Source organism: Raoultibacter timonensis, from assembly GCF_900240215.1.
Lineage (GTDB): Bacteria > Actinomycetota > Coriobacteriia > Coriobacteriales > Eggerthellaceae > Raoultibacter > Raoultibacter timonensis.
This window is the reverse complement of sequence record NZ_LT964684.1, coordinates 1-924: the sequence shown is the minus strand read 5'-3', so window position 1 is coordinate 924 and position 924 is coordinate 1. Positions and strand designations below refer to the sequence as shown.

General features: G+C 64.1%; 1 protein-coding gene. It reads right to left on the bottom strand.

From position 1 onward, the window contains the following. Window positions 1-555: FMN-binding protein (locus C1722_RS16370; RefSeq protein ID WP_146040719.1), on the bottom strand; the 555-nt coding region annotated here is incomplete at its 3' end. Window positions 556-924: the final 369 nt, after the last annotated feature.

Below are 924 nucleotides of genomic sequence, written 5' to 3'. Positions count from 1 at the left end.
TCCGCGCACGCCGAGCTTCTCCAGGAAGATGACTTTCTTATCGAGGCGTGCGGCGGTGATGGCGGCAGCGAACCCCGCTCCGCCCGATCCGACGACGATCACGTCGGCTTCCGTCGGCAGGTCGTCGGGCACTGCGGGCGTTGCATGGCCGTTCTTCTTGAAGTCGCTCGCCTTGGCTCCCGACGCGTCGATGGCATCGCTGACCGCCTGCATGAACGCCATGCTCGTGAGCGAAGCACCCGAAACGGCATCCACGTCGAGCGTTTGGTTCTCCACGATGAGGTTCGAGAGCGTTTCCATGGCGACGTCGCCGATGCCGAGCGTCTCGTTGGACGAGAGTACGGTGATGCGGTCGATCGCGCCGTCCTTCATAACGACTTCGATGTCGAAGTTCCCGTGCTTTCCCATGCCGCTGCCGACGTAGGCTCCGTTAGCGGCGGACGAGGATGCCGCCGACCCTTCCGAAGAAGGGGAGCAGCCCGCGAGAGCGAGCCCGCCGCAAGCTGCTGCCAGTGCCGAGCCGGTGAGAAAAGAACGTCGTGATAGTGCTTTCATGTGATTCCTCCTTTGTCTGGGTGCCTGCGCCGCATCTGCCTGGATCGGCGCGGGCTGGTGAAGCGGGCGGCCTCATCGCCTTCGATGCTTCCCTTGCCGCCGATCGCAACCTTATGCTCGGCGTCGGCAGTCGTCCATTGGCCCTGGGGGTTAAATGCATAACCCCCTTGTAACCCCTTGATAACAAGAAGCGTTTCGCTATGATTGAGGCTCGTGCGAGGCATGGGAGGACGGATGCGCAGGGTGATTGCTTCGGAGCAGAATCGGTCGGGAGAAAGCGGGGCGGGGTTTTCGGGCGAGGGGGTCGGCTCGGGAAGGGGGGACGCGCCGCACGACGACTCGCGCGGGCGCGGAGGCGGGCCGGTGTTT